At 73.7% G+C, this 25,309-nt stretch carries 19 protein-coding genes; 9 read left to right on the plus strand and 10 right to left on the minus strand.

The window, feature by feature from the left end; all coding sequences use genetic code 11:
• Positions 1-21: 21 nt before the first annotated feature.
• The gene (locus tag E6R60_RS35000) at positions 22-651 is read right to left on the minus strand and encodes an HAD family hydrolase (protein ID WP_136330762.1); all 630 of its coding nucleotides are present in this window, start codon (positions 649-651) and stop codon (positions 22-24) included.
• 129 nt (positions 652-780) lie between these two features.
• Here E6R60_RS35000 and E6R60_RS35005 point away from each other — a divergent pair, with 129 nt between their 5' ends.
• From E6R60_RS35005 to E6R60_RS35015, 3 genes are read left to right on the plus strand one after another with little or no spacing between them, the layout of a single operon-like run.
• Positions 781-1,791, plus strand: coding sequence for an iron ABC transporter permease (locus E6R60_RS35005; RefSeq protein WP_136330763.1), 1,011 nt, complete (start codon positions 781-783; stop codon positions 1,789-1,791).
• Positions 1,788-2,861, plus strand: a complete 1,074-nt coding sequence (locus E6R60_RS35010) for an iron ABC transporter permease (RefSeq protein ID WP_136330764.1) — start codon at positions 1,788-1,790, stop codon at positions 2,859-2,861. Before E6R60_RS35005 ends, E6R60_RS35010 begins: the two co-directional genes overlap by 4 nt.
• Positions 2,858-3,688, plus strand: coding sequence for an ABC transporter ATP-binding protein (locus E6R60_RS35015; RefSeq protein WP_136330765.1), 831 nt, complete (start codon positions 2,858-2,860; stop codon positions 3,686-3,688). Before E6R60_RS35010 ends, E6R60_RS35015 begins: the two co-directional genes overlap by 4 nt.
• Before the next feature lie 740 nt (positions 3,689-4,428).
• On the opposite strand, the gene E6R60_RS35020 is transcribed toward E6R60_RS35015, so the two are convergent.
• Positions 4,429-5,505 (minus strand): hypothetical protein, encoded by a 1,077-nt coding sequence (locus tag E6R60_RS35020; RefSeq protein ID WP_136330766.1) that lies wholly within the window; start codon positions 5,503-5,505, stop codon positions 4,429-4,431.
• A gap of 75 nt (positions 5,506-5,580) precedes the next feature.
• Here E6R60_RS35020 and E6R60_RS35025 point away from each other — a divergent pair, with 75 nt between their 5' ends.
• Together E6R60_RS35025 and E6R60_RS35030 are read left to right on the plus strand one after the other, a co-directional pair.
• Positions 5,581-8,031, plus strand: coding sequence for a helicase C-terminal domain-containing protein (locus E6R60_RS35025; protein WP_136330767.1), 2,451 nt, complete (start codon positions 5,581-5,583; stop codon positions 8,029-8,031).
• Between the two features lie 662 nt (positions 8,032-8,693).
• A complete protein-coding gene (locus E6R60_RS35030; RefSeq protein ID WP_136330768.1) occupies positions 8,694-10,337 on the plus strand; it encodes a DNA repair helicase XPB in 1,644 nt (547 codons plus the stop codon).
• Between the two features lie 26 nt (positions 10,338-10,363).
• Here E6R60_RS35030 and E6R60_RS35035 read toward each other — a convergent pair whose 3' ends face one another.
• The gene (locus E6R60_RS35035) at positions 10,364-10,552 is read right to left on the minus strand and encodes a hypothetical protein (protein WP_136330769.1); all 189 of its coding nucleotides are present in this window, start codon (positions 10,550-10,552) and stop codon (positions 10,364-10,366) included.
• A gap of 352 nt (positions 10,553-10,904) precedes the next feature.
• Here E6R60_RS35035 and E6R60_RS35040 point away from each other — a divergent pair, with 352 nt between their 5' ends.
• Positions 10,905-12,977: a UvrD-helicase domain-containing protein gene (locus tag E6R60_RS35040; RefSeq protein WP_136330770.1), complete on the plus strand. Its 2,073-nt coding sequence runs from the start codon at positions 10,905-10,907 to the stop codon at positions 12,975-12,977.
• 42 nt (positions 12,978-13,019) lie between these two features.
• Here the strand turns inward: E6R60_RS35040 and E6R60_RS35045 are convergent, their stop codons facing one another.
• Both E6R60_RS35045 and E6R60_RS35050 read right to left on the minus strand, forming a co-directional pair.
• Positions 13,020-15,611, minus strand: a complete 2,592-nt coding sequence (locus tag E6R60_RS35045; RefSeq protein WP_168713739.1) for a glycoside hydrolase family 9 protein — start codon at positions 15,609-15,611, stop codon at positions 13,020-13,022.
• A 396-nt stretch (positions 15,612-16,007) separates the two neighbouring features.
• On the minus strand, positions 16,008-16,697 hold the full coding sequence (locus E6R60_RS35050; RefSeq protein ID WP_136330772.1) for a copper homeostasis protein CutC: 690 nt from the start codon (positions 16,695-16,697) through the stop codon (positions 16,008-16,010).
• Positions 16,698-16,981: 284 nt separating this feature from the next.
• On the opposite strand from E6R60_RS35050, the gene E6R60_RS35055 reads away from it, so the two are divergent.
• On the plus strand, positions 16,982-19,228 hold the full coding sequence (locus tag E6R60_RS35055; RefSeq protein ID WP_136330789.1) for a heavy metal translocating P-type ATPase: 2,247 nt from the start codon (positions 16,982-16,984) through the stop codon (positions 19,226-19,228).
• Between the two features lie 73 nt (positions 19,229-19,301).
• On the opposite strand, the gene E6R60_RS35060 is transcribed toward E6R60_RS35055, so the two are convergent.
• Complete coding sequence (locus tag E6R60_RS35060) at positions 19,302-19,952, minus strand: GNAT family protein (RefSeq protein ID WP_136330773.1); 651 nt, start codon at positions 19,950-19,952, stop codon at positions 19,302-19,304.
• 153 nt (positions 19,953-20,105) lie between these two features.
• Between E6R60_RS35060 and E6R60_RS37675 the strand changes: the two genes are divergently transcribed.
• Complete coding sequence (locus E6R60_RS37675) at positions 20,106-21,251, plus strand: hypothetical protein (protein ID WP_240802807.1); 1,146 nt, start codon at positions 20,106-20,108, stop codon at positions 21,249-21,251.
• A 13-nt stretch (positions 21,252-21,264) separates the two neighbouring features.
• Here the strand turns inward: E6R60_RS37675 and E6R60_RS35075 are convergent, their stop codons facing one another.
• From E6R60_RS35075 to E6R60_RS35090, 4 genes are all read right to left on the minus strand, one after another.
• Positions 21,265-22,161 (minus strand): biotin-dependent carboxyltransferase family protein, encoded by an 897-nt coding sequence (locus E6R60_RS35075; protein WP_136330774.1) that lies wholly within the window; start codon positions 22,159-22,161, stop codon positions 21,265-21,267.
• A gap of 26 nt (positions 22,162-22,187) precedes the next feature.
• Positions 22,188-22,808 (minus strand): allophanate hydrolase subunit 1, encoded by a 621-nt coding sequence (locus E6R60_RS35080; RefSeq protein ID WP_136330791.1) that lies wholly within the window; start codon positions 22,806-22,808, stop codon positions 22,188-22,190.
• A 77-nt stretch (positions 22,809-22,885) separates the two neighbouring features.
• Entirely contained in the window at positions 22,886-23,635 is a 750-nt protein-coding gene (locus E6R60_RS35085) for a 5-oxoprolinase subunit PxpA (RefSeq protein WP_136330792.1), read from the minus strand.
• Positions 23,636-23,747: 112 nt separating this feature from the next.
• The gene (locus tag E6R60_RS35090; protein ID WP_136330775.1) at positions 23,748-24,404 is read right to left on the minus strand and encodes a maleylpyruvate isomerase family mycothiol-dependent enzyme; all 657 of its coding nucleotides are present in this window, start codon (positions 24,402-24,404) and stop codon (positions 23,748-23,750) included.
• A gap of 94 nt (positions 24,405-24,498) precedes the next feature.
• Here E6R60_RS35090 and E6R60_RS35095 point away from each other — a divergent pair, with 94 nt between their 5' ends.
• Positions 24,499-25,170 (plus strand): hypothetical protein, encoded by a 672-nt coding sequence (locus tag E6R60_RS35095; protein ID WP_240802808.1) that lies wholly within the window; start codon positions 24,499-24,501, stop codon positions 25,168-25,170.
• Positions 25,171-25,309: the final 139 nt, after the last annotated feature.

Raw genomic sequence — 25,309 nt, forward strand, 5'->3', positions numbered from 1 at the left:
CCGTCGGAGCCGGCCGGCCGGCTACCGGGTGGCCGTGTACGCGTCCAGCCAGGCCGGGAACTCCGTGAGGGACGTCAGGATGACGTCCGCGCCCGCCGCGCGCAGTTCCGCCTCGTCGCACGGGCCCGTCGTCACGCCGACCGAGAAGGCGTTCGCCGCCCGGGCGCCGCGGACGTCGCCCGTGTGGTCGCCGACGTACACCGACGCCCCGTGCTCGCGCAGCGCCTCCGCCTTCGCCTCGGCCCACAGATCGCCGACGATCACATCGGGTTCGATGCCGAGGTGGGCCAGGTGGAGCTTCGCGTTCGGTTCGTACTTGGCGGTGACGACCATCGTCCGGCCGCCCAGCGCGCGTATCGCCTCGACCGACTCGCGGGCCCCGGGCATCGCGAGCGAGGGTGCGATCGCGTACGTGGGATAGATCGCCCGGTAGCGGTGCGCGATCGCGGCCACGTCGGCGGCCGGGAACCAGTGCGCGATCTCCTGCTCCAGCGGCGGGCCGAGGCGGCTCACCACCAGATCGGTGTCGATGAACGCGCCGGTCTCGGCCGAGAGGGCCCGGAAGGCGGCCGCGATGCCGGGCCGGGAGTCGATGAGCGTCATGTCCAGGTCGAAGCCGACCGTCAGTGCGTGGGAAGCCATGGCGTCCATTGTGCCCAGCCCGCACCCGCCCCCGGTACACCGCCGGAAGGCCCCGCACCGGCCACCCTTAGACTTAGCCAAGCCTTACTTTGCTTCGCTTTGTCTTGCCTGTCGCTCGTCGCTCGCTGATTGGGTCCGATGCCAGCCGCCGCTCCACGCCGCTCCAGACGCGCTCTCGCGACGGCGGCGGCCGTTGTGGCGCTGCTGATCGCGGTCCTGCTCAGCCTCGCCGTCGGGGCGCGCTCCATACCCCCGTCCGAGGTGGTCGACGCCCTGCTCCACGGCGGGCACTCCGACGCCGCCGAGGTCATCCGGAACATGCGGGTGCCCCGCACCCTGATCGGCCTGATGGTCGGCGCCTCCCTCGCCCTCGCCGGCACGGTGCTCCAGGGCATCACCCGCAACCCCATCGCCGACCCCGGCATCCTCGGCATCAGCCAGGGGGCCTCGGTCGGGGTGGTGCTGGCCATCGCCTACGCGGGCGTCCACACGCTCACCGGGTACGTCTGGTTCGCCTTCGCCGGAGCGGCCGTCGCCTCCGTCGCCGTGTACGCCATCGCGTCGAGCGGGCGCGGCGGTGCGACGCCGGTGAAGCTCGCGCTCGGCGGCGCCGCGATCAACGCGCTGCTCGTCTCCGTCACCATGGCCGTGCTGACCACGAAGGCGTCCGCACTGGACGAGTTCCGGTTCTGGCAGGTCGGTTCGATCGCCGGCCGCGAGGCCGAGGTGGCCCAGCAGATCTGGCCGTTCCTGCTGCTCGGCACGGTCCTCGTGCTCTGCGTCGCCCGCGGCCTCGACGCGCTCGCGCTCGGCGAGGACATGGCGAAGGGCCTCGGGCAGAAGATCGCGACCGTACGGATCGTGGGCGGCATCGGCGCCACCGTGCTCACCGGCGCCGGGGTCGCCGCGGCCGGTCCGATCGCGTTCATCGGTCTGGCCGTACCGCACATCGCCCGCGCCCTCGTCGGCAGCGACCACCGCTGGGTGCTCCCGATGGCCGCCCTGACCGGACCCGTGATGCTGCTCGTCTCCGACGTCATCGGCCGGATCCTCTTCCCGCCGAGCGAGGTGCCCGCCGGTGTCATGACGGCCCTGATCGGGGTGCCTTTCCTGGTCACGCTGGTGCGCCGGAAGGCGGTGCCCGCATGAGCGCCCCGACGACCGCCGTGCGGCCCGCCGGATACAGCCTCGTGACGATCGGGGCGCGCGGCCGGTTCCTGCTCCACCGCCGGGCCGCGGTCGTCGCCGCCTCACTCGTCGTGCTGCTGGCCGCCGTCTGCCTCGCCTACCTCTGCGTCGGGGAAAGCTTCGTCGCCCCCTCCGAGGTCCTGAACGTCGTCCTGGGGCGGCCGTCCTCCGCCGAACTCGTCGTGGGCACCCTGCGGCTGCCGCGCATGGTCGTCGGACTCCTCGTCGGCCTCGCCTTCGGGATCGCCGGCGCGCTGATCCAGACCGTGGCCCGCAACCCCCTCGCGAGCCCCGACATCATCGGCATCAGCCAGGGCGCCGGCGCGCTCACGGTCGGCGCGATGACGTTCGGCATCACGTCGTACACCGTGCTGCCGTACCTGTCGGTGATCGGCGGGGTCGCCGCCGCCGCGCTCGTCTACGCCTTCGCGTGGCGCGGCGGGCTGCACGCCACCCGCTTCGTCCTCATCGGCCTCGCCTTCGCTATCGCGCTGCGCTCGGTCACCACCCTGTTCCTGACCAAGGGCGACTACCTCGTCGCCCAGCAGGCCCAGATCTGGATGACCGGCTCGCTCAACGGCCGCGGCTACGACGAGGCCGCACCCCTCGGCTGGACCCTGCTGATCCTGCTGCCCGGCATCCTGTGGGCCGCCCGCGCCCGGCGGTCCGTATCCCTGGACGACGACACGGCGACCGCCCTCGGGGTCCGGCTCGGACGGGTACGGCTGGGGCTCGTCGCGCTCGGCGTGGTCCTCGCGTCCGTGGCCACGGGGACGGCCGGACCGGTCGACTTCGTCGCGCTGCTCGCCCCGCAGATCGCCCGCCGCATGACCCGCACCGCGCAGATCCCGCTGCTCTGCTCGGCGCTGCTCGGCGCGGTGATCGTCGTCTTCGCGGACCTGCTGGCCCGCAGGCTGTTCTCCCCCACCGAACTGCCGGTGGGCGTCCTGACGGCGGCGGTCGGCGCCCCGTACCTGATCTGGCTGATCATCCGCGGTCACGGTGGCCGCCGCTCGGGAGGCAACGCATGACCACGACCCGGCAGGACGCCGCGACCAGCCGGCTCACGGTGCGCGGACTGACCCTCGCGTACGAGGACCGCACCGTCGTCCACGAACTGGACCTCGCCGTCCCCGACGGGAAGGTGACCGTCATCGTCGGGCCGAACGCCTGCGGCAAGTCGACGACGCTGCGCGCACTCGGCCGGCTCCTCAAGCCGCGCGGCGGGTCGGTGCTCCTGGACGGCACCGAGCTGTCGAAGATCCCCACGAAGAAGATCGCCCAGTCCATCGGGCTGCTCCCGCAGACCCCCGTGGCTCCCGAGGCGATCACCGTCTCCGACCTCGTCGCCCGCGGCCGCCAGCCCCACCAGCACTGGTGGCAGCAGTGGTCCACGGAGGACGAGCGGGCGGTCGCCTCGGCCATGGAACGCACCGACATCACCGCGCTCGCCTCCCGCTCGGTGGACGAGCTCTCCGGTGGTCAGCGCCAGCGCGTCTGGATCGCGATGGCCCTCGCCCAGGACACCGACCTGCTGCTGCTCGACGAGCCGACCACGTACCTCGACATCGCCCACCAGGTCGAGGTCCTCGACCTCGTGCGCCGGCTCGCCGCGCCCGCCGCGGACGGCACGCGGGGGCGGACCGTGGTGACCGTGCTGCACGACCTCAACCAGGCCGCCCGGTACGCGGACCATCTGGTCGCGATGAAGGCGGGCCGGATCGTCGCCGAGGGGCGCCCGGCGGACGTCGTCACCGCCGACCTCGTCCGCGAGGTCTTCGGCCTCGACGCGGTGATCGTCCCGGACCCGGTAACGGGCTCCCCCCTCGTCATCCCGGGCCCACCCTGGCAGGCATAATCCGCCCCTCGCGGGGTGCGGGGCCCCTGCGGGGGGGGCGGGGCCCTTGCGGAGTGCGGGGCCTTGTCGTGGTTGCCCTTTTCCGGGGTGCGGGGTTCCGTCCTCAATCGCCGGACGGGCTTGGGGTGTGCGGGTCCCCTGCGGGGGGCGGGTCCGTTGCGGGGCGCGGCGCCCTGTTTTCGTTGCCCCTTTTCCGGGGCGGAGGGTTCCGTCCTCAAGCGCCGGACGGGCTTGGGTGGTGCGGGTGCTCCGCGAGGGTTCGCGCCCGTGTCCGGTGGGTGGGGGTTCGGGGTCCCTCCGGGGCGTCTCCTCAAACGACGAACGTTCGGCGGGTACGCAGCCGCACCCGGGTCGGTGTTCGTCGTCCTGCGGGGACTCCCCTGCACGCCCCCGAACCCGCCCGCCGTGCGTCTGCGGCGGTCGTCTCGCCGGTGTGCAGACGCAGACGAGGCCGGGTGGGGGCGTGCAGGGGAGTCCCCGCAGGAAATGGCGTACGACTCGTGTCGTTTTCCCACCCGCCCGCACATGCCATTTCTGAGGAGTCTCCCCGGAGGGACCCCACCCCCACCCACCGGACAGAGGCGAACACCCGCACAACACCGCGCACCCGCACCACCACAGCCCGTCCGGCGCTTGAGGACGGAACCGGCGCGCAACGCGGAGCACCCGCACCACCAAGGGAACCCGCACCCCGCAAGGGGACCGCACCCCGGAAGGGCGGTCCGGCCACGGAGAAGGGGTCACCCTCCGCCCGGGCGGGGGCCCCGCGCGCGCCAGACCAGGTACAGCGCCGAGGCGACGGCCGCCCCCCGGACCACCCACGGCGCCGCGTCGCCGATCGCCGGGCTCATCTGGCCCTCCGCGATGGGCGCGCCCCACCGGCCGTCCATGCGGCCCCACAGCCAGACGAGCGCGCCCGCCGCGACGACCCCTGGCAGCCCCATGACCGCCCATTTCGCCTCGGCGCGCGAAAGGGTCCGGGAGCTGTACGTGAGCAGCCAGCCGGCCCCCAGGACCGGCAGGCTCTTCGGGATGTCCATCACCGCACCGGCGACCAGCAGCGCCGCGGCCAGCAGGAGCAGGGGGTGCGAGAAGCCTCGGGTCGCGGGGCCCTCGCGGCGCCGGCGCAGCCGTGGCAGCCGCCGCCGACGCGGCTCCTCGGCCTCCGCGCCTCCCTCCTCCGCCCCTTCCTCCGCCTCGTCCTCGTCCTCGTACGCGTCGTCCTCGTACGCGTCCTCGTCGTCCGGCACCGGCGTCGGCGGCCTCAGGACCGCCGGGATCTCCACCCCGCCCCGGAACCCCGGCACGTCGGTGCCCGCGCCGAATTCGCCGGGGTCGCCGAACCGGCCGGGCCCGACGCTCCACCATTCCGTGTCGTCCGCGGACGTGCCGAGTTCGTCCGAACCCGCCCGGTGGGGCGGGGACGGCACGGCCGCGGCCCTCGGGGCGGGCTCCGACGCCCCCGACGCCTCCGACGCGCCCTTGCGCGAACCGTCTTTGCGGAGCCTCGTCCGGCGCGGGCGCGGGATGCCCGCCGCCTGTGCGTCGCCCGCGTCCGGCTCCTGCGGCGGCAAGGGTGTCCCGTCGGCCGACCGGGCCGCGGCCGCGACGAGTTCGTCGGGGGTGCCGAGCTTCCCGATGATGCGGCGCACCGCCGCCGGCGTGTCCGCGGCCTGCTTCACCCGCTGCCGGTCGATCTCCCCGCGCAACGCCGAGACGAGCCTCATCCGGGTGCCCGAGGACAGCTGTTGCTGCTGGGCGAGGTCGCCGACCCGGCTCAGGTAGTCGTAGACCAGCTGGTCGCTCTCGATCCCCACGCGATGGTTCCCCTCTACGGCCCTGCACCGACGGTAGCGCCCTCGGGGCTGTCCGGAGCGACTACCGTGGGACGGATGGGGATGACCACACCACCGCGGACGCTCGCCGAGGCTCTGCGCGCCCGGGACGACGAGTCACTGGCCGGGCTGCTGCGTGCCCGGCCGGATCTCCTCTCCCCCGTGCCCGGCGACATCACCCAGCTCGCGACGCGCGCCGGCACCCGTGCCTCCGTCGTCCGCGCCCTGGAGCACCTGGACCGCTTCGCCCTGCAGACCGCCGAGGCACTGGCCGTCGCACCCGACCCCGCCCCGTACGACGTCCTGCTCGGCCTGCTCACGGGTGACGGCCAGGACGACGGACGGCACCGGGGCGACGCGGACGCCGCGATCGTCGCCGCGCTGCCCGGGGCCCTCGGCACCCTGCGCGAACAGGCCCTCGTCTGGGGCGAGGACGACCGGCTGCGCCTGGTGCGCACCGCCCGCGAACTGCTGTCGCCCTCTCCGCAGCATCCGTCCCCCACCGGTCTCGGGCCGACCGTCGCCGAGGCCACCGCCGGCATGTCGCCCGGCCGGCTCCAGGAGATCCTTCAGGCCGCCGGGCTGCCCGCCACCCATGACCCGGTCTCCGCGGTGAGCGCCCTGTCGGCCCTGTTCACCGACCGCGCCCGGATGGGCGAACTCCTCGACACCGCCCCGGTGGAGGCGCTGGCGGTGCTGGACCGCCTGGTCTGGGGCCCGCCGTACGGCGAGGTGACGCCGAACCCCACACCGCCGGTGAAGTGGCTGCGGGACCGGGGCCTTCTGCTGCCCGTGTCGACCCGCACCGTCGTCCTGCCGCGCGAGGCCGCGCTCCACCTGCGTGCCGGACGCGCCCACCGTGTGCCCGAACCGCAGCCGCCGGCCGTCGTCACCGTCGCCGAACGCGATCCACAGGCTGTGGACAGCGCCGCAGCCGGTCAGGCGTTCCTCGCGGTGTCGACCGTCGAGGAGCTGCTGAAGAGCTGGAACGGCGGTGGCCCCGCCATGCTGCGGGCCGGCGGCCTCAGCGTCCGCGAACTGAAGAAGACCGCCGCCACCCTGGACGTCTCGGAACCCGTCGCGGCGTTCTGGATCGAACTCGCTTACGCGGCAGGGCTGCTGGCCTCCGACGGCGAGGCGGACGAACGGTACGCGCCGACTCCCGCGTACGACGACTGGACGGAGCTCCCCGCCCAGGACCGCTGGGTGGAACTCGCCTCCGCCTGGCTCGCGGCCACCCGCACCGCCGGACTCGTCGGCGGCCAGGACGCCAAGGGCCGGGCCCTGTCCACACTCGGCCCCGAACTCGACCGCTCCGCCGCGCCGGAGGTCCGCCACCGGGTCCTGGCCCTGCTCGCCGCCCTGCCGCCCGGCACCGCCCCCGACCCCGAGTCCGTGCTCGCCCGGCTCCGCTGGGAGCGCCCGCTGCGCGGCGCCTCCGCGTCCGCCGGGGAGACCACCGACCTGCGGTCCCGGATCGCCCTGTGGACGCTGAACGAGTCGGAGCTCCTCGGCATCACCGGCCGCGGCGCCCTCGCCTCCCAGACCCGCGCCCTGCTCTCCGGCGGACCCGCCGAGGCCGCCGCCCTGCTCGCCCCGCTCATCCCGGAACCCCTCGACCACGTGCTGCTCCAGGCCGACCTGACGGCCGTCGCCCCCGGCCCGCTGGAACGGCCCCTCGCCGACATGCTCGGCGTCCTCGCGGACATCGAGTCCAAGGGCGGTGCGACGGTCTACCGCTTCACCCCCGGCTCCGTGCGCCGCGCCCTGGACGCCGGCCAGTCCGCCGCCGACCTGCACGCCTTCCTCGCCGCGCACAGCCGCACGCCGGTGCCGCAGCCCCTCAGCTACCTCATCGACGACGTGGCCCGCCGCCACGGCCACCTGCGGATCGGCGCCGCCTCCTCGTACGTACGCTGCGACGACGAGGCCGTCCTCAACGAGATCCTCGCCGACAAGCGCTCCGCGACCCTGCGCCTGCGGCGGCTCGCCCCGACGGCCCTGGCCGCCCAGATCGACCCGGCGTCCCTCCTCGACGGCCTGCGCGAGATGGGCTACGCGCCCGCCGCGGAGTCCGCAGACGGAGACGTCCTGATCAGCCGCGCCGGTGCCGTCCGCACGCCGCCCCGCAGCGCCCCCGTCCCCGTACCCGAGGGGCCCCCGGTGCCCGATCCCACGCTGCTGGGCGCGGCGGTGCGGGCGATCCGCGCCGGGGACACGGCGGCCACGGTCGTCCACAAGGAGACGGGCCCTTCCACGACCACCGGCGCCCTGCCGCGTACGACCTCCGCGGAGACCCTGGTCACCGTCCAGGCCGCGGCGATGACGGGCTCCGCGATCTGGATCGGCTACGTGAACGCGGAAGGCGCGGCCAGCCAGCGGGTGATCGCCCCGGTCCGGGTGGAGGGCGGCTACGTGACGGCGTACGACCACACGGCGGACGAGGTCCGCACGTATCCCCTCCACCGGATCACGGGCGTGGCAGAACTGGCCGACGACCAGACGTAGCCCTCGGCTGGGCGATGCTCCGGCGCGCCGGTTCCGTCCTCAAGCGCCGGACGGGCTGTGGTGGTGCGGGTGCGCCGTGTTGTGCGGGTGTTCGCCTCTGTCCGGTGGGTGGGGGTGGGGTCCCTCCGGGGAGACTCCTCAGAAATGGCATGTGCGGGCGGGTGGGAAAACGACCCGAGTCGTACGCCATTTCCTGCGGGGACTCCCCTGCACGCCCCCACCCGGCCTCGTCTGCGTCTGCACACCGGCCCTGCGACTGTTGCAGACGCACGGCGGGCGGGTTCGGGGGCGTGCAGGGGAGTCCCCGCAGGACGACGAACACCGACCCGGGTGCGACTGCGTACCCGCCGAACGTTCGTCGTTTGAGGAGACGCCCCGGAGGGACCCCGGACCCCCACCCACCCGGGTACCGCGCCTCCGCAACGCGGAGCACCCGCACCCTTCAAGCCCGTCCGGCGTTTGAGGACGGAACCCCGCGCCCCGGACAGGGGCAACCAAAACAGGGCGCCGCACCCCGCCAGGGGCCCCGCACCCCGCCAGGGGACCCGCGCCCCGGCAAGGGGCGGGCCACTACGCCCCGCCCGGAGATACGGCACACTGGAGGTTTGGCCAACCCGCCGCCCCCGCCCCCGGGGGCGGCCCCGTAGAAAGGGCCGAAGCGCGTGACCGGACCCCTCATCGTCCAGAGCGACAAGACGCTGCTCCTCGAAGTCGACCACGAGCAGGCCGACGCCTGCCGCAGGGTGATCGCCCCCTTCGCGGAGCTGGAGCGTGCGCCCGAGCACATCCACACCTACCGGCTGACCCCGCTCGGGCTGTGGAACGCCCGCGCCGCGGGGCACGACGCCGAGCAGGTCGTCGACGCGCTCGTGAAGTACTCGCGTTACCCCGTTCCGCACGCGCTGCTCGTCGACATCGCCGAGACGATGGACCGGTACGGCCGCCTCACCCTTTCCAAGCACCCCGTCCACGGGCTGGTGCTGACCTCCACGGACCGCCCGGTTCTGGAGGAGATCCTGCGGTCGAAGAAGGTGCAGCCGCTGGTCGGGGCCCGGATCGACCCGGACACCGTGGCGGTCCACCCGTCCGAGCGCGGGCAGGTGAAGCAGACGCTGCTGAAGCTGGGCTGGCCCGCCGAGGACCTCGCGGGGTACGTCGACGGCGAGGCGCACCCGATCGATCTGGACGAGAACGGCTGGGCGCTGCGGCCCTACCAGCAGCAGGCCGTCGAGGGGTTCTGGCACGGCGGTTCCGGCGTGGTCGTGCTGCCGTGCGGCGCCGGGAAGACGCTGGTCGGGGCGGGTGCGATGGCGCAGGCGAAGGCGACCACGCTGATTCTGGTCACGAACACGGTCTCGGCGCGGCAGTGGAAGCACGAGCTGGTGAAGCGGACGTCGCTGACCGAGGACGAGATCGGCGAGTACAGCGGTACGCGCAAGGAGATCCGGCCGGTCACGATCGCCACGTACCAGGTGCTGACGACCCGCCGTAAGGGCGTGTACGCGCACCTGGAGCTGTTCGACTCCCGTGACTGGGGGCTGGTGATCTACGACGAGGTGCATCTGCTGCCCGCGCCCGTCTTCAAGTTCACCGCCGATCTGCAGGCGCGGCGCCGGCTCGGGCTGACCGCGACCCTGGTGCGGGAGGACGGACGGGAGTCGGACGTCTTCTCGCTGATCGGGCCGAAGAGGTTCGACGCCCCGTGGAAGGAGATCGAGGCGCAGGGTTACATCGCGCCGGCCGACTGCGTGGAGGTGCGGGTCAATCTGACGGACTCGGAGCGGCTGGCGTACGCGACGGCGGAGGCCGAGGAGAAGTACCGGTTCTGCGCGACGACCGCGACGAAGCGGAAGGTCACCGAGGCGCTGGTGCGCAAGCACAAGGGTGAGCAGACGCTGGTCATCGGGCAGTACATCGACCAGCTCGACGAGCTGGGTGAGCATCTGGACGCCCCGGTGATCAAGGGCGAGACCAGCAACGCGCAGCGGGAGAAGCTGTTCGGCGCGTTCCGGGAGGGCGAGATCAGCGTGCTGGTCGTGTCGAAGGTGGCGAACTTCTCGATCGACCTGCCGGAGGCGACCGTCGCCATCCAGGTGTCGGGCACGTTCGGTTCGCGTCAGGAGGAGGCGCAGCGGCTGGGCCGGGTGCTGCGGCCGAAGGCGGACGGGCACGAGGCCCGGTTCTATTCGGTGGTCGCCCGCGACACGATCGACCAGGACTTCGCGGCGCACCGCCAGCGCTTCCTGGCGGAGCAGGGGTACGCGTACCGGATCGTGGACGCGGACGAGCTGCTGTCGGAGAACTGAGGGGCCGGGAGGGGCGGGCGCCGGGCTCAGCGCGTGCGGCGGACGCCCGCCTCCTCCGCGTACTCCCCGAGGACGACGACGCCGAACGCGGCCCTTACGTAGACCTTGACGGCGCGCAGCGCATCTCCGGCGCGGTGGCTGTGGGGGTGACCGGTGGCCGCGGTCGCGCCGTGCGCGGGGCCGGTCTTTCGCGGGTTCAGGGTGACGGTGCTCATGTCTTCCATGGTGCTCCGCCCGGGCCCCTCGCGGCGTCGGCCCGCAGGCGGAAGCCCGGGGGCGCGCGCGTACCCCTGTGGTCGCATGCCGTCCCCTACGGGACGGACCCGCGCGGTAATCGTTCGCGCCCGGCCCCGGCGGTCGCTACACTCGCCGGTCTGCCCGCCTCCCGCACCGTGGTACCGGCCGTCCGCAAGGGCGTGTGCCGGCAGCCGGGGGAGCGCCGCCGACCGGACGGAAACCGGCCGACAGTCATACGTACACCCCCCGAGCGGACCGCATCGCCCCCGAGCAGTGACCCGGGGGCGGGGTGCGGTCCGCCGTCCTGCGTTGAATGCCGGAGGCAACACCGTGCCCGCGCACGCACACGAAAGCGACACCACCACCGACCCCCTCGCCCGTGAACGCGCCCATCTCGCCGCCTCGCGCGCCGCGCTGCGCGCCATGCGTGAGGACGCCCAGGCCCTGAACATCCGTGATGTGACGGCGAACTGGGTGAACGCCGCAGTACTGCAGGCGCAGATCGCCGACCGCATCAAGTCGCTCGCCGACCTCGCCCACACCCCGCTCTTCTTCGGCCGGCTGGACTACCTCCACGTGGTCGGTGCGGCGCAGGCGGAGGGCGCGGAGGGCGAGCAGTTCTACATCGGGCGCCGCCACGTCCACGACGCCGACGGTGATCCGATGGTCATCGACTGGCGTGCGCCGGTCTCCCAGCCGTTCTACCGCGCGTCCCGTAAGGACCCCCTGGACGTCGGTCAGCGGCGCCGCTTCGGCTACACGGGCGGCGAGCTGACCGCGTACGAGGACGAGCACCTCACCGATCCGTCGGAGGCCGCGCAGACCAGCAAGCTCCTCCAGGCGGAGATCGAGCGGCCCCGCGTGGGCCCGATGCGGGACATCGTCGCGACGATCCAGCCCGAGCAGGACGAGATCGTCCGCAGCGGGCTCGGCGGCACCGTGTGCGTGCAGGGCGGGCCCGGCACCGGGAAGACGGCCGTCGGCCTGCACCGGGTGGCGTACCTGCTGTACGCGCACCGCGAGCGCCTCGCCCGCACCGGCACGCTCGTCATCGGGCCGAACAAGTCGTTCCTGCACTACATCGAGCAGGTCCTGCCGGCGCTCGGGGAGCTGGAGGTGAAGCAGGCGACCGTCGACGACCTGGTGACGGCTCATGTCGAGGTCCGGTCCACGGACGAGGCGCGGGCCGCCGTGGTGAAGGGCGACGCCCGGATGGCGGAGGTGTTGCGGAGGGCGCTCCGTTCGCACGTGACGATGCCGACGGAGCCGGTCATGGTGGTGCGCGGATCACGGCGCTGGCGGGTCCCGGCGTACGAGATCGAGGAGATGGTCAAGGAGCTGCTGGCCAGGGACATGCGGTACGGGGCCGCGCACGAGGCCCTTCCGCTGCGCATCGCGCACGCCGTGCTCGTGCGGATGGAGGAGGCGGGCGAGGCCCCCGACGACCGGGTGCAGAACGCGGTGGCGCGCACCCCGGCGGTGAAGGCCGCGGTGAAGGCGGTCTGGCCCGCGGTCGAGCCGTCGAAGCTGGTGCTGCGGCTGCTGTCGGACCCGGATTTCCTGGCCGCGCACGCGGAGGGGCTGCTGAGCGAGGACGAGCAGAAGGCGATCCTGTGGACCAGGCCGGCCCGCAGTGTGAAGTCGGCGAAGTGGTCGGCGGCGGACGCGGTGCTGATCGACGAGGCGGCCGACCTGGTGGCGCGCACGCACTCCCTCGGCCATGTCGTCGTCGACGAGGCCCAGGACCTGTCCCCCATGCAGTACCGGGCCGTGGGCCGGCGCTGCTCGACCGGTTCGGCGACGGTGCTCGGGGACCTGGCGCAGGGCACGACGCCGTGGTCGACGCAGAGCTGGGAGCAGGCGCTGCACCACCTGGGGAAGCCGGACGCGGTGGTGGAGGAGCTGACGGCGGGCTTCCGCGTGCCGCGCGAGGTGATCGCGTACGCCTCGCGGCTCCTGCCGGTGATCTCGCCCGGTCTGGCGGCGGTCGAGTCGGTGCGTGAGTCGCCCGGTTCACTGTCGGTACGGGAGGTGTCGGGCGCCGACGCACTGGACGCGGCCGTGGTCGCGGCGTGCGAGGAGTCGTTGACGCACGAGGGCTCGACCGGTCTGATCGCCGCCGACGCGCGCGTCCCCGCACTGGCGCGGGCGCTGACGGCGGCGGGGCACCGGTACCTGTCCCCCGGCGAGGAGACGTCCGCCGAGTCCCGGCTGACCCTGGTCCCGGCGTCGCTGGCGAAGGGCCTGGAGTACGACTACGTGGTGCTGGACGAACCGGCGGCCGTGGTGGACGGCGAGCCGGACGAGCGGACGGGGCTGCGCCGGCTGTATGTGGCGCTGACCCGTGCGGTGTCGGGGCTGATCGTTCTCCACGCGGCGCCGCTGCCCGCCGAGCTGGCCTGAGGGAAGGCGGTGTGCGGGGGCCTTCCCGCACACCGCCCGGTCTCAGCCCGCCGTGCAGGCCCTCCCGTTCAGTTTGACCGTGCCCGGGTCCGCGGCCGCGCCCGTGACGCTGCTGTTGAACCCGAAGTCGATCGCCGCGCCCGGCGCGATGGAGCGGTTCCAGGACAGCGGTGCGGCGGTGACCGTACGCCCGTACTGGGTGAGTTCGGCGCTCCAGGTGTGGCTGAGCTTCTGGTCGCCCGGCAGCAGCCAGGTCAGGGACCAGGGGGTGATCGCCTCGGTCCCGGTGTTCTTCACCGTGACCGTGGTGGTCGAGCCCGTGCTCCACGGGTGCGAGGAGTACGTGACGCGGCAGGACCGGACCGGGCCCTCGCCGTCACCCGCGTCGTCCAGGTAGGAGGCGATGAACGCCAGCGGCGCGTTCCAGTTGATGGCGACCTCGTTGGTGGCGTACGAGCCGTTGTCGTCGAGGTAGCACATCGCCGCCGCGCAGCCGGTGAGCTTCGCCGCGGCCTCGGGGTCCCCGGAGGTGGGGGCGGTGAGGTTCGGGCCGCCCGCGAGGGAGCCGGCGGGCGGGTGGGGCAGGTCCGGGTCGCTCTGGTGCGCCCAGGTCCGGTGGTGCTGGTTCTCGGAACTGCGCTCGCCGTAGCCGGTGACGTAGGACTGGTTGAGCGGGTTGCGCCCGAAGAGGTAGTCCGCGCCGCGCAGCACCGCGTCCCGGTACCCGGCCTTTCCGGTGAGGTCGGCGGCGGTGGCCAGCACCATCATGTTGTTGAGCACCTGGCTGTTGGAGCCCCAGGCGTAGTTCTGACCGGCCGGGGCGTACGGCACGCCGTACAGCTGGTCCTCGGTCTGGGCGGCGTAGCGGTCGGCGGCCGTCGTCACCACGGAGCGGACCCGGGCGAGCTGGGCGTCGGTCAGGTTGTTGGGCACCGTGGCGAGGGTCAGGACGCCCAATCCGGCGGTGCCGCCCCACCAGATGCCGCCGTCGGCCGGGAAGGCCGCGTCGGCGTCGCCGTGCAGGGGGGAGGCGAGGAGCGCCTGGCGGTAGGTGTCGGAGCCGGTGGTGGTGAAGAGTTCGGCGGCGGCCCAGTAGAACTCGTCGGAGACGTCGTTGTCGCTGTACGTCCCCCCGCCGGTGCCGTCGTTGGGGTCGGCGAGCACGGCCGGATGGGCCTTGGCCGCGTTCCACGCCGTCTCGGCGGCCGTACGGCACCGCGCGGCGAACTGTGCGTCGTACGGGGCGAAGAGCCGGGCGCACTGGGCGGCCGTGGCGGCCATGTTGAGCGTCGCGGCGGTGGACGGCGGGTGCAACTCGCGCTGCTGCGGGTCCAGATGCGGCATCATCGGCAGGCCGGTCCACTGGGCGTCGTGCATCTTGTGGTGGACCATTCCGGCGAGCGGCCGGCCGGCCGGCACCTGCATGCGCATCAGGAAGTCGAGCTCCCAGCGCGCCTCGTCGAGGATGTCCGGCACGTGGTTGCCGCGCTCGGGCACCCGCAGCGCGCCGTCGCCGAGTTCGGCGGACTCCGCGCTGTCGGCCGTGAGGGTCCGCTCGTACGTGTCCATCAGCTGGGCCACCGCGATGCCGCCGTTGACGACGTACTTGCCCTGGTCCCCGGCGTCGTACCAGCCGCCCCGCACATCGAGCCGGTAGTCGCAGACGCCCGGCTGGCAGGGCACGTCCGTGTCGCCCTTGTTGGGCCCGACGCCGAGGTGCCCGGCCGGGCGGGCGTACTGCTCGCCGACGAGGTCCGCGTCGATCTCGATGCCGCTGCGGTTCTGGTAGAAGTACGCGAGCGAGTCGCTGCGCAGGGAGTCGTACAGGTCGGCGCGGATCGAGAAGGGCTCGCTGACCTGGCCGTCCGCCTCGACGGTGTAGCCGTCTCCGGCGGTCGTGACGTCACTGAAGTCGAAGGTGTGGACGTTCTGGCGCGAGGTCGGGTCCACGCCGCCCGGACGGGTGCTGCCGGTCGCGGCGGTGGTTCCGTCGGCCGCCTTGAGGGTCCAGGGCAGCGGGTCGGCCGCTTCGGTGACCAGGGTGCCGTTCTTGGGTCCTTGCGGGAGGTAGCCGACCTGGTTGACGCGGACGCGCGAGCCGGTGTCGGGCACGTACACGGGCGGTTCGGCGCCGCCGCGCAGGGAGACGTCGTCGAGGCAGAAGGTGGCCGCCTCGTCGCTGCCGCCGATCTGGAAGGCGAGCTGGGCGGCGTCGCGGTCGGCGGTCGCGGTGAAGACGTGCGTGACGGGAACCGCCTCGGCGCCGATCTGGTCGGTCGAGGACAGGTCCGCGGTCCACGGGTCGGTGGCCATCTGCACATTGGTGTGGATGGACAGCGGGGTGGTGGAGGTGGCGGTGTAGGTGAGGCTGTACGTCTCCCCCGCGACGAGCGGGATGTCGTTCTGCCCGACGATCACGTCCCACGGGTTGGCCGTTCCGGCCGGCACGTCGGTGCAGAGCCGGCCGTCCGTGACGGCGGCGGCCGTGTTGGCGGTCCACCACCAGGGCGCGGTGCCGGCGGCGAAGTCACCGTTGGTGATCTGCTCCGGCGCCGGATCGGGGTCCTCGGCTGCGGCACCGGGCGCGGTGAGGGCACCGCCGAACAGTGCGGTGAGGGCTAATGTCCCGAGCACACGGCGCCCGCGCCGGGCGCGGGTGCGACCGGCGGGGGACGGGGGCGGAGAGGCGTTCACCGGGGGCCTTTCGGTAGGGGCTGACGGTGGTGCGACACACGACGGATGAGCGGTGGGAACGCTCCCATGAGCAGGGAAGGACGCCGGGGAGGCACCGTGGGAGCGTTCCCACACCGCCGTGGCGCCATTGTGGATCCCGGGGCGTTTGTTGCGCCAGGGTCATGACAGCACCAGCCTGACGGTCCGCCCCCGCGGAAGGCGCGCGAAGACCTCGCGGAGGGCGCGGCGGGGCCCTCGCGCAACGGGCGGGGCCGGAGCCCTCACAACAGGGCGGGGACGGGGCGCCGTGTCCGGCACCTCGCCCCCGCCCCCGCTCCCACGCCTGGCGCGACCGCCCTACGCGTCGAGCACGTCGCGCCACTCCCTGACCGCGGCCACGTCCACCGGCCCCGCCCAGCCGTCCGGCCGGGCGGCTCCGCCGATGTGGAAGGCGTCGATGCCCGCGGCCAGCAGTTCCGGCACATGGTCCAGCCGCAGACCGCCGCCGACGAGGATCTGCGGCTCGTAGCCGGGCTCGCCCTTGCGCGCCGCCTCGACGATCAGCGTGGGGATGCCGTCGTCCACTCCGGCGGCCGAACCCGCGGTGAGGTAGGTGTCCAGGCCCGGCAGGTCGGCGAGGGCCTTGCGCAGCGCGTCCCGGTCGGTGGCGCGGTCGATCGCGCGGTGGAACGTCCAGTCGCAGCCCTCCAGCTCGGCGACGATCCGCTCGACCGCGACGAGGTCGGGGTGGCCGTCCTGGTCCAGGAAGCCGAGCACGAACTCGTCCGCCCCCTCGGCTCTCAGTTCACGCGCCTTGCGCACGAGTACGCCGACGTCGCCGGCTGCGAAGCCGTCCGCCACTCTGAGCATCACCCGCAGCGGGATGTCCACCGCCGCGCGGATCGCCGCGAACGTCGCACAGGACGGGGTGAGGCCGTCCGCCGCCATGTCGGTGACCAGCTCAAGCCGGTCCGCACCACCCGCCTGGGCCGCGACCGCGTCCTCCGCGTCGAGAGCGATCACCTCCAGGACTGCACGGTTGCTCATGGGAACCCAATCCTCCAGAAACCATCTATAGGTCTAGTCCAATGCCAGCCTACGGGGCAGTAGGCCGGAGGCGCAGCCTCACCGTGAACGTGAACATACGCGAGGCCGCACGCGCGGCAGGCGACCAGCGGCCCGCGGTGCGCGCCGCCGGGGTGGATCACTCTTGCGTTCGATAGGGGGAGGGGGTATACCTGAGTCATCAGGCATACCCCCCTGGGGTATAAATACCGATCGAAGGAGTGCCCGTGTCCGCGCAGACTGCGGCAGCCACCACCGGCGCCGCCATCGGTAACGGCCTCGCCGCGGAGGTCGAGCTCGCCATCGGCGGCATGACCTGCGCCTCGTGCGCGGCCCGTATCGAGAAGAAGCTCAACCGGATGGACGGGGTCGAGGCGACCGTCAACTACGCCACCGAGAAGGCCAGGGTCAGCTACCGGAGCGAGGACGTCTCCGTACAGGACCTGATCGCCACGGTCGAGAAGACCGGCTACACCGCGCACGAGCCCGCTCCCCCGGCGCACACCGGGGACGCCGCCGCGACGGAGGAGGCGGACGGGCTGCGGCCGTTGCGGCAGCGGCTGACCACCGCGGTCGTGCTCGCGGTGCCGGTGATCGCGATGGCGATGATCCCGGCGCTCCAGTTCGACAACTGGCAGTGGCTCTCCCTCACCCTCACCGCCCCCGTCGTCACGTACGCCGCCTGGCCCTTCCACCGCGCGGCGTGGACCAACGCCCGGCACGGCGCGGCCACCATGGACACGCTCATCTCGGTCGGCACCTCGGCCGCCTTCCTCTGGTCGGTGTGGGCCCTGTTCTTCGGCACTGCCGGGATGACCGGCATGACGCACCCCTTCGAGCTGACCATCGGCCGCACCGACGGCGCCGGGAACATCTACCTCGAGGCGGCCGCCGGAGTCACCGCGTTCATCCTGGCCGGGCGCTACTTCGAGGCCCGCTCCAAGAGGAAGGCGGGCGCCGCGCTGAAGGCGCTGCTCGAACTGGGCGCGAAGGAGGTCACCGTCCTGCGCGACGGCCGCGAGGTCATCCTGGCCACGGCCGGCCTCCGGGTCGGGGACCGCTTCCTCGTCCGCCCGGGCGAGAAGATCGCCACGGACGGCACCGTGGTGGAGGGCAGTTCGGCGGTGGACGCGTCCATGCTCACCGGTGAGTCCGTCCCCGTCGAGGTCGCGGTCGGCGACGCGGTGACCGGGGCGACGCTGAACGCGGGCGGCCGGCTCGTCGTCGAGGCCACCCGCGTCGGCGCCGACACCCAGCTGGCCCGGATGGCGAAGCTGGTCGAGGACGCGCAGAACGGCAAGGCGGCGGCCCAGCGACTGGCCGACCGGATCTCGGCGGTGTTCGTCCCCGTCGTCATCGCGCTCGCACTCGGCACGCTCGGCTACTGGCTGGGCAGCGGCGAGGGCCTGACGGCCGCGTTCACGGCCGCCGTCGCCGTACTGATCATCGCGTGCCCCTGCGCCCTCGGCCTCGCCACCCCGACCGCCCTCATGGTCGGTACGGGACGCGGCGCCCAGCTCGGCATCCTCATCAAGGGCCCCGAGGTCCTGGAGACGACGCGTCGCATCGACACGATCGTCCTCGACAAGACCGGCACCGTCACGACCGGCAAGATGACCCTCCAGACCGTCCATACGACGGACGCCGTCACCGAAACCGACGTCCTGCGCCTCGCCGGAGCCCTGGAACACGCCTCCGAACACCCCATCGCCCAAGCCGTCGCCACCGCAGCCGCCCAGCGCACCGGAGCCGCGCTGCCCACCCCCGAGGACTTCGCCAACGTCCCCGGACTCGGCGTCCAGGGCGTCGTCGAAGGACACGCGGTGCTGGTGGGCCGCGAGGCGCTGCTGGCCGAGTGGGCGATCGACCTGCCCGTGGAGCTGGCGCGTCACAAGGCCGAGGCGGAGGCCGCGGGCCGTACCGCGATCGCAGTCGCCTGGGACGGTGAGGCGCGGGCGGTCCTGGAGGTGGCCGACGCGGTGAAGGACACCAGCGCGGAGGCGATCGGGCGGCTGCGTGCCCTCGGTCTGACCCCGATCCTGCTGACCGGCGACAACCGGGCGGTGGCGCAATCGGTTGCCGCCGAGGTCGGCATCGAGGAGGTGTACGCCGAGGTCATGCCGCAGGACAAGGTCGACGTCGTCAAGCGCCTCCAGGGCGAGGGCCGTTCGGTCGCGATGGTCGGTGACGGGGTCAACGACGCGGCCGCCCTCGCCCAGGCGGATCTGGGACTCGCCATGGGCACGGGCACGGACGCGGCGATCGAGGCCGGCGACCTGACCCTGGTGCGCGGGGACCTGCGGGCCGCCGCGGACGCCATCCGGCTGTCCCGGAAGACACTCGGCACCATCCGTACGAACCTGTTCTGGGCCTTCGCCTACAACGTGGCGGCGCTGCCGCTGGCCGCGATGGGGCTGCTGAACCCGATGATCGCGGGGGCCGCGATGGCGTCCTCCTCGGTGTTCGTGGTCGGCAACTCGCTGCGGCTGCGGGGGTTCCGGGCCGGGGTGTAGTGCGCATCCGTCCGCACGCCGACGGCCCGGCCCGCTTCCTCCCGGGGAGCCGGGCCCGGCCCTGTCGTGCGACTCAGCCTCCCGAGGGGGACCCGCTCCGGTCACCGGCGTAGCGCGCGAGGCGCTGTTCGAGGCGGGCGCGCCGCTCGGGCCACTCCTCGGCCGTGACCGAGTAGATCGCCGAGTCGCGGAACCGCCCCTCCTCTCCCGGCACGGCGGACGGGGACCAGTTGCGCAGAACGCCCTCGAAGCTCGCGCCGACCGCCTCGATGGCGGCCCGGGAGCGGCTGTTGCGGGCGTCGGTCTTCAGATCGACCCGGCCCACCCCCCAGACCTCGAACGCATGCCGGAACAGCAGGTACTTGGCCTCGGCGTTGATGCCCGTGCCCTGAGCGGACGCGGCGAGCCAGGTGTACCCGATCTCGATCGCGCTCAGCGTGTCCTCGCCCATCCAGAAGCGCGGATCCCAGTAGGACGTGGCGCCGGCCACCCGCCCGGTGGCCCGGTCGATCTGCGCGTACGGCGCGAGCCTTCCGGTGGCGGCGCGGGCCAGTTGGGTGTCGACGTACTCCTCGGCTCCCTCCGGGCCGGGCACCCAGGTGAATCCGTACGAGTCGCGGTTCTCCTCGGCGGCGCGGAACAGCCCCTCCGCGTGGTGGCGCCCCAACGGCTCCAGGCGTACCCGGTCCCCCTCCAGAACCGGTCCCTCCAACACGAAAGCCATCGTCCACCTGTCCAGTCGCCGTACGGGATGTATGGGCAGCCAGCCTTCCAGAGGCCGCGCGGCCCTGTCGTGCGATTTCCGCCGGGCCGGAGGTGCGGCGAACAGGGCCGGTGGGCAGCGGCGTTGTCAGTGGCAGCGCCTACCCTCGGATCCATGACGACATGGCTGCACGACACGTTCCCCGGTCATGAGGTGAACCTCGCGTTCGCCCGGGGCCTGCCCGCCGAAGCCTTCTTCGCAGGGCTGCGCGAGCAGAACCGCGAGCCGCTCGCCCAGGGCGAGGCGGACGGCTGGGCGTGGGCCGTGCACGACATGATCGACGAGGAGGACGCCGACTGCGGAGAGGTCGACTACGGACGGCTCTGCCCGCAGGGGGCGGAGGTGGTCGTCTTCGTGACCGAGCCGTGCAGCGCGAAGGCGCACGGCCCGCACCTCGCGTACTACCGCGACGGGCGCACGACGCTCTTCTTCAGCTTCGAGGACTTCCGGCAGCAGCGGGTGGGCGACAACCCGGACTACCTGTCGGCGGAGCTGTTCGCGGCGGGCTTGACCGGCCCTGCGGCCGAGTGCCAGGTGTGGAAGGACGGCGCGCACGACTGCTACGAGCACGAGGACGTGGACGAGATACGGCTGGTGCGGACGATCGCCGACGCCTTCGCCCTGCCCTCCCCGCCGCTGGCCGTCCTGCCGCTCGCCCCGTCGCCGCTCGTCGCGTCGCCCGTCGCCACGGAGCCGGTGCGTGCGGTGGGTGAGAAGGGCCCGGTCGTCGCCCCCGGGACGTACGCCGTGCACGCCCGTGGCATCGATGTGACCGAGCTGGCCGCCGTGTGCGCGGAGGCGGGGTATCCCGCCCGTACGCAGGGCGAGTCGGGCGGCTGGGCCTGGGTCACGTGGGACGCGGCGGCCGTGCGCGGCGGTGAGGTGTCCCAGCTGGCGGGCTTCCTCACCGGATTCCGCTACGACGAGCGCTTCGGCGGGCCGGACCGGGTCGAGACGGTGTTCCTGGCGGGCACCCCCGCGTGCTCCTGCCCGAACGGGCGGAACTACAGCGTTCAGCACTGCGAGGACCACCCCTTCCAGTTCGTGAACAGCCGCGGCGGATTCGAGCGGACGTACTTCAACGTCGGCGGGGGCCGGGAGACGCAGCGTCACGGAGACCTGCTGGTACGCGAACTGCTGGACGCCGGAATCGTCGGCCGGGAGACCCCCGCGTACGACGCCGATCCCGGCTTCAACGCCGACGGCGCTGTGACGATGCGGATCATCGCCGACCACTTCGGGCTGCCCTCCACGTCGTGACGGCGGCGCCCGGTCAGCCGGCCGCCCGGACGAACCGCACCACCGTCCCCGGGCCCGCCTGAGCAGCCGCGGCCAGCGCGTGTTCGGGCACGACCCCCACCACCGGGTAACCGCCCGTCGTCGGATGGTCGTTGAGAAACACCACCGGGCGCCCGTCCGGTGGGACCTGGACGGCTCCGAGCACCATGCCCTCGCTGGGCAGTTCACCGGCACGGGCCCGCTCCAGCGGTGGCCCCTCGGTGCGCAGGCCGATGCGGTTGCTCTGCGCGGAGACGCGGTACGGCTCCGTCGTGAACGTACGGAGTGCGGCGACCGTGAACCAGGTGTGGCGGGGGCCGAGGTGGACCGGCAGGACGAGCACGGCGGGCGCGCCCGGCCACGGCACCGCGTCGGCGACGGGGGCTCCGGCCGGCCGACGCGGGCCCAGGGGCAACACGTCCCCGTCGCGCAGGGGCGGCGGGCCCACCCCGGAGAGGAGGTCGGCGGACCGGCTCCCGAGCACCGGATCCGGCGCCACGCCGCCCGCGAACGCCAGGTAGCTGCGGAGCCCGTGCACCGCGGGCCCCGCGTCGAGCACCGCGCCCGCAGGCACGTACACCGCGGCGCCCCACGCCACCGGCCGCCCGTCCACCGTCACCCGGCACGGCGCACCGCCGACGACCACGCGCACCGCATGGTCCGGGCGGACGGCGCAGCCGGTGGCGGTCGTCTCCAGGACGGCCGCGGAGACCGGGTTGCCGGCCAGCCGGTTGGCGAGCGCGGCGGCGGCTGCGTCGAGGGCGCCCGTCCGTCCGACGCCCAGGTGGGCGAGTCCGGCGCGCCCCTCGTCCTGCACGGTGGTCAGGGCCCCGGCGCGGACCACCTCGAAGGACGCCGCCGTCCCGTCAGCCCGATGAGCCGGGTCGGTCATCGCGCCGTCTCCACGAAGCACACCCGTCACCGTGCCGCCTCCACGAACCGCACCCGCACACCCGGGCCCAGCAGTGCGGCCGGTTCGCGGTGCGGGTCCCACAGCGGGCCGGGGTCGGGCATCCGGCCGATGAGCTGCCATCCGCCGGGGGACGGGCGCGGGTACACCCCGGTGTACGGGCCGGCCAGCGCGACCGCCCCCGCCGGGACCCGGGTGCGCGGTGTCGCCCGGCGCGGCAGGTGGAGGTGGTCCGGGAGGCCGGTCAGGTAGCCGAAGCCGGGGGCGAACCCGCAGAAGGCGACCCTGAATTCGGTTCCGGCGTGGATGCGGGGCACGTCGGCGGCGGCCACTCCCCAGGCGTCGGCTACATCGGCCAGGTCCGGGCCGTCGTACACGACGGGGAGTTCCACCGCCGCGGCCGGGTCGGGGAGCGGCTCCGGTATGTGCCAGGACACCAGCTCCCGGGCGAGCGCGGCGGCGTCCCGTGCGATGCCGTCGAGCAGCACCGTCCGCTCGCCGGGCACGATGTCGCGTACGCCGGGCAGTCGGCCCGCCGTGCGGCGCCGCAGCACCTCCGCGTGGAACGCCTCCGTGTCCTGCCGGCCGTTCAGTTCGACGAGCAGCGCCCGAGGCCCGGCGGGCAGCACGACGAGCGACGGCCCGGCGGGGCGCGCGGCGGTCGCCGGGGACTCGGCGGCCGGCGTGTCGGTACCGCGCTTCGTACTCACGCGAACGCCCGCACCGCGACGCCCGCCTCTTCCAGCGCCGCACGCACCCGCCGGGCGAGTGCGGCAGCCCCCGGGGTGTCCCCGTGGACGCACAGGGAACGGGCGACGACGGATATCCGGCGCCCGTCGGCCCCGGTCACGCTCCGGTCCACGGCGAAGCCCACACCGCGCCGCACGACCTCGTCCGCGTCGTGCACCACCGCGCCCGGCTCCCCGCGCGGCACCAGCGTCCCCTGCGGGGTGTACGCGCGGTCGGCGAAGGCCTCCTCGACGGCGGTCAGGCCGGCCTCCCCGGCCCGTACGAGCAGCCGGGATCCGGGCAACCCGAGGACGGCCATGCCCCCGCCCGCGATCCGGACCCCCTCGATCACGGCGGCGGCCTGCTCGTCGTCCCGGACGGTGCGGTTGTACAGGGCGCCGTGCGGTTTGACGTATGCGACCGACGCACCGGCCGCTTCCGCGAACACCCTCAACGCACCGATCTGGTACGCGACTTCGGCGGCCAGCTCGGCGGCAGGCACGTCCATCGCGCGACGCCCGAAGCCCGCCAGATCGCGGTACGAGACCTGCGCGCCGATCCGTACGCCCCGGGCGGCCGCCGCGTCGCAGACCCTCCGCATCACCGATGCGTCCCCCGCGTGGAAGCCGCACGCCACATTGGCGCTGGTCACACACGCGAGGAGCGCCTGGTCGTCGGTGAGCGTCCAGCGTCCGAAGCCCTCGCCCAGATCCGCGTTGAGGTCCATGACCGCGACCGGCTCACCCGACGGGTCCGGGCCGTGGGCGCTGCCGGGCAGGTTCGTCAGATTCGTCACGGGCGCACGGTAGCGCCCGTCACGGCCGGCCCGCCCCCGCGTCTCAGTCGAACAGGCCGAGCTCCCGTTCCCGGACGCCCTCCAGCGTGTACCGCGTCCCCACCAGCGGGCGGCCCGCGCAGAGCCTGATCAGCGTCGCGCCGTCGCCCCGGTACCGCCCAGGGACCCGGCCCTCCTGCTCGGCGCCGAGGGTCACTTTCCGCCCGCTGTCGGTGAGCTCCGCGACGAGGAGCGGAACCTTCCGGCGCAGGGCGCGCGGGACGAGCAGGCCGAGCGCGTGCGGGAAGCCGGCGCCCTCGTACGCGCCGGGCAGCCCCCATGCGTCGCGCACGTCCCCCGCGTGCACCCACTCCCCCAGGGCCACCGCGTCCAGAATCCCGCCCGCCGCGGCGATCACCGGGCCGGCGTCCGTCATGCCCCGCTCCAGCTCGTCCACCACCTGCGTGTGCGACCAGCCGGCCCGTTCCGCGATATCCCGGTCGTTGGATTCGGGGCCGAACACGTCCGGTCCGAACCGGCTCTCGACCACACGGTTCAGCACGGACCCGCAGTGCGCGACCACGTCCCGCACCGTCCAGCCGGGACACGCGGTGCGCACGGCGAAGTCACCGTCCTCGGCGGCCCGCAGCAAGGGGATCAGGGCGTCCCGCTCGGTGCGCAGGAGGAGACCGGGCAGCTCGGGATCACGTTCGTCAGCCATGGGATCAGCCAACCACCCCGGCCGCGCGCGGACTTGGCATTCAGCTCTCACGGTGAAGAAGGACACAGGATGCCGGACGCTCTAGGCTCGGTCCATGGACGACATGGACCGGGCCCCGGACGGCGACCAGGCCGACTCCCTCCGCGGCCGCTGGCACGACTGCCTCGTCGCGGCCCGGGGCGGGGGCGAGGGGCCCGACCCGTTGCCGTACGCCGACAACCTTCTGGCCCGGTGGGCGGAGCCCCAGCGGCGCTACCACACCGTCGCCCACCTGACGGCGGTCCTCGACCACGTCGACGCCCTCGCCGGACATGCCGAGGACCCGGACACGGTACGGCTGGCGGCGTGGTTCCACGACGCGGTCTACCGGCCCGACCGCTCCGAGAACGAGGAACGCAGCGCCGTCCTCGCCGAGCGCGCCCTGCCCGAGGCGGGGGTGCCCGCCGCGACCACCGCCGAGGTCGCCCGCCTGGTCCGGCTCACCGTCACGCACGACCCGGCCGACGGCGACACGAACGGCGAGGCCCTGTGCGACGCGGACCTCGCGATCCTTGCGGCGCCGCCCAAGGAGTACGCGGAGTACGCGGCCCGGGTGCGCGAGGAGTACGGCTTCGTCCCCGACGAGGCGTTCCGCGAGGGCCGGGCGGCGGTGCTGCGGCAGCTTCTGGAGCTGCCGCGGCTGTTCCGTACGCCGTACGGGGCGGCCGAGTGGGAGGCGCGGGCCCGGCACAACCTGAGCACGGAGCTGGAACTGCTCACGGCCTGAACGGTCCGAGCAGTACGCCCGGCCCGTGGGGGCGGGCCCGGACCCGCCCGCCGCCCCGAGCCCGCCCCGGACCGCGCGGCGGTAAGGGGCGAGGGCCGGGCGAAGACGCCGGGCGAAGGAATGCGCCAGGCCCTTCCGC

The organism is Streptomyces sp. A0642 (genome assembly GCF_004795105.1).
Taxonomy (GTDB): domain Bacteria; phylum Actinomycetota; class Actinomycetes; order Streptomycetales; family Streptomycetaceae; genus Streptomyces.